Source organism: Bacillus cereus group sp. BfR-BA-01331, assembly GCF_022663915.1.
In the GTDB taxonomy this organism is placed as follows: Bacteria; Bacillota; Bacilli; order Bacillales; family Bacillaceae_G; genus Bacillus_A; species Bacillus_A mycoides.
On record NZ_JAKUGJ010000077.1, the window covers coordinates 1 to 3,805 of the forward strand.

Consider the following 3,805-nt stretch of genomic DNA (forward strand, 5'->3'; position numbering starts at 1 on the left):
GAGAAAGTCACTAGAAGAGTCAAATGATAACTATGAACTGCCCCCAATTGCTAGGTTTTGTTTAACAATTGGGGGCAGTTCATTTATAGCGTATAGGTAATCAGCTTTTTGTTAATCATGAGGTAGATATTTTTAGCTAAAAAACCAATAATGGAAATATAATACAGCTTATGACCCATTTTTACACGTATCTCGGCTGAACCCCAAATAGACATTGCTAACGTCCCCAATTCATAAACTTTAATGATACAATATAAGAGGAATTTCAAATCAATTCAGAAAATAGAGGGGGAAACAACTATGTCACACTTACAGCAGCATTTTGAAGAAAGAAGAGAATACATCTTTAATCACCTTAAACAACCAGAATACATGGAAAGAAGTATAGAAAAAGTTCGACAAGCTCAAAAAGAGATTAAAAATACAGTAAGAGCGATTAAAGATTTGTTACTCTTAGACAAAACAACTGATCCTTGTTTACCAGAAGTCTCTCAATTCTCTCTTCAACATATTATTAATTCCGAGTCTTTTGAGAATGTCAAAAGCCTTGTTCCATCCTCTATGAAAAAGTTAAGTGAAGAAGAACGTGCAAAAGTGTTAGATGAAACATTAAGCGTCGCAAACCAAATCATGAATCTAGAACGTACCGTTTTTATCATGATGTTTAATGAAAAAGAGAAAATCCTTATGGATTCTTATAAGAAAAAGCGTAGATCACAAACAGAACTTCATTATGAAGTTGCTGACAAAGAAGGGTTCGACAAAACGTTTTATGAAGAGCGTATTGATTTATTACAAAATGATATTCGTATGATATCTTTTAAAAAGCTATGTGATAATGAACCCGCACCAGAGGACTTAGAACTATTCAAAGAACGTTATGAAACAGTTATTTTACCAAAGATACAGGAAATTGTTTCCCTAATTGAACCAAGTCTAATAGATATAGAGGTATTTTTAAATCCAGTAATCGAATACGGTGTAGGAGAAATCACTTTAGATGAAATGATTCAAAAATTACACGATAACCTTTCTTTATTTCACAAATTATCAAAGGTTGAATATTGCCCAACGGTTGAGCTAACAGTAAAAGAATATTTATTCTTAGAAGCAATGAACCGTTCCAAAAAAGGAGAAGAGTTGCAGCCATCTAAATGATGAATACACAAGAAAAGTTTTATGAAAAGCTAATGGGGTACTAAACCGATTTTGAGTATGAGGGGATAATCTAGGGAAATATTCAAATAGATACTATAAATATAAACAAAAAACCTATCTACGGATAGGTTTTTATCTTTTTCATAAGGGAAAAACAAAAGGTAATAGCTATCTTTTTTTATTATATTCGGGTACTCCTATATCTACAAATAAAAAAAGATAAGATCGGAGAGTTGGATCTTATCTTTTCACAAGGAGAAATATATTGCAAGCTATCTTATTATTCATAATATTATATTACACGTTTAATTTCCATATACATTCCACAATTAACAATAATATCTATATTGAGAAATATATTAAGAAATCGACCATAAAATTTTTAAAAAATCCAATGTAAACTTTTAGCCATTAGTTTACTTTCAAATTCACTTAAGTTATACAATTTCTCGTTTCAAAAACCACCTGTTTATAAAGTTATACCTTTAAGGAAGAAACTTTACTCCTTATGAAATCAAGGTTTGTCATGTTTATAAACATGTAACGAAATATTTATAAACGTATATTAAGTACCAACGACCTTTATAAATCTCTTAGCGTACAATTTTCCCAGAATGATATGGTGACCCCTAAAACAATATTTGGATGGAAATCCAATACATATTATTAAAATTAAAGTGGTTCAAGTCGGAGAAAGGCACCTTAGGGTGTCTTTTTTTCTACCTATAACTGTTTAATTGTTATATAATAATAATATTGTATTTTAGGAGGAACATAAATGAACAAAAAACTAATCATTGGAATTATCGCTGTAATAGTAGCTATCATTGCTTCCGTAGCTATTTTTAAGGATTCCAAATCAGAAGATATGAAACCTAAGTATTCACAAAAAGATATGGATAAACTTATCGATCAACACTTTAATGAACAGCAAGAATTAAAAACACAAATCAAAGAGTTAAAATCTAAAGTAGACTCCTATGAAAAAGAGCAAACTAGGTCACTTCAAAAAACTACACAGCCGAGTCAAGAAACACCTAAACCGCAAGAACAACCAGAACAAGAACAGCCTAAAAAAGAAGACACTGCCGCAAAAGAGACGGTTAAAACAGTTTACTGGGGAAATAAGGTTAAAGAAGTTGCATCGAGTGATAAATCTACAACTGAAAAGTTTGATGAAGTAAGCAAATATGCTCAAGTTTACAAACCATCCAAAGATGAAGTTAAACAATTTGGTGACGAAATTATTAAAGAATATAAAGATAAAAACTATATTAAAGATGTATCTAACCATGAATACATGTTAAACAACCTTTTCAAGTCGCAAGTTGTTGATAAAAATGCATCAGATAAAAATTTAAAAGATTTTGCTTTTGATTTCTGGCAAAACTCTAAATATAATTACCGTGGTGTAGAAAATGCAACAAGTAGTGCTACTCAAGCTAATGAACGTCAAATGGATAAAGCTTTAAGTAAAATGAATAAATAGATTTTGAATAGAGGAAATAAAAAAAGCCGCCCAATTATGATGTGCACCCCAATTGTTAGACACGAAAGACAATTGGAGGTGTACTTTTTATGTACAAGTTATTAGTTCTTCAGAAGAAGCGCCACATATTATTGATGGCTTACTATATCATGAAACAGATTTGGAAATTGAAGAACATTATACGGACGCAGCGGGCTTTGTAGATCATGTCTTTGCCATGTGTCATATGCTAGGATTTCGATTAAAACGTTTAATAAAAATAAAATCTATACTTTTGAAAAGCTCATAAATCAACCACATCTAGAATTTATGATTGGTGGAACAATTCATACAAAGAAAATAAGAGAAAATTGGGATGACTTATTGTGATTAACTAGCTCTGTTCGTAATGGGACCGTCACAGCTTCCCTTATTCTCAAGAAACTTGCGGTCTATCCAAGGCAGAATAGCTTATCTGTAACTTTACGTGAAATAGGAAGAATTGAAAGAACTTTATATACATTAGAATGGTTGCAAAGCCCTGAGCTTAGAAGACGTGTACAGGTCGGTTTAAATAAAGGTGAAGCAAAACATGCACTTGCTAGAGCTGTGTGTTTTAATCGATTAGGGGAAATTCGTGATCGTTCTTATGAGGATCAATTACATAGAGCGAGCGGTTTGCAACTTCTTATTTCTGCAATTGTATTATGGAATACTGTATATATATCGCGTGCAGTAGATGCATTACGTGCAAAAGGCGTAAACATTCCAGAAGAATATTTACAACATATATCTCCACTTGGCTGGGAACATATTACATTGACGGGTGACTATGTTTGGAACTTAAATGAAAAAACAAATTTTAATAATTTAAGACCATTACGAGACAAAATCTATATATATAAGTAGTAAAGTAAGTAAGCCGGTTCCTTAACGTACAGGGAACCGGTTAATTTGTGTCCAAATTATGTCTAAACGTACAATTTTCTTTTTTGATATGGTGACCCCATGCCCATCAACTTAAGGATAGAAACTCCACGGTTTTCCATTAATTGAAATGAACAAACTTTTAAACAGTATTATCCTCTTAAAAATGAGCATACGAAATAAACCCTAACGGGTTTCATTTTTTTACTTATGCAACTTTTTTTGTTTTCTATATCCACTATACTCATAGAT

2 protein-coding genes and 1 pseudogene are annotated in these 3,805 nt (G+C 31.6%); all 3 read left to right on the forward strand.

Going from position 1 to position 3,805, the window contains the following annotated elements; translation table 11 throughout:
• The first annotated feature begins 300 nt into the window (after positions 1-300).
• On the forward strand, positions 301-1,158 hold the full coding sequence (locus MR155_RS30665) for a hypothetical protein (protein ID WP_242312063.1): 858 nt from the start codon (positions 301-303) through the stop codon (positions 1,156-1,158).
• A 778-nt stretch (positions 1,159-1,936) separates the two neighbouring features.
• Positions 1,937-2,647 carry a hypothetical protein gene (locus MR155_RS30670; RefSeq protein WP_242312064.1) on the forward strand — a complete coding sequence of 237 codons (711 nt, stop codon included), beginning with the start codon at positions 1,937-1,939 and terminating at the stop codon, positions 2,645-2,647.
• A 130-nt stretch (positions 2,648-2,777) separates the two neighbouring features.
• Positions 2,778-3,535 (forward strand): annotated as a pseudogene (locus tag MR155_RS30675) (Tn3 family transposase); the annotation flags it as partial.
• Positions 3,536-3,805: the final 270 nt, after the last annotated feature.

Bases quoted from the DNA above. Each gene is read 5' to 3' on its own strand.
- MR155_RS30665 (WP_242312063.1), top strand. From the start codon at position 301: ATGTCACACTTACAGCAGCATTTTGAAGAAAGAAGAGAATACATCTTT.
- MR155_RS30670 (WP_242312064.1), top strand. From the start codon at position 1,937: ATGAACAAAAAACTAATCATTGGAATTATCGCTGTAATAGTAGCTATC.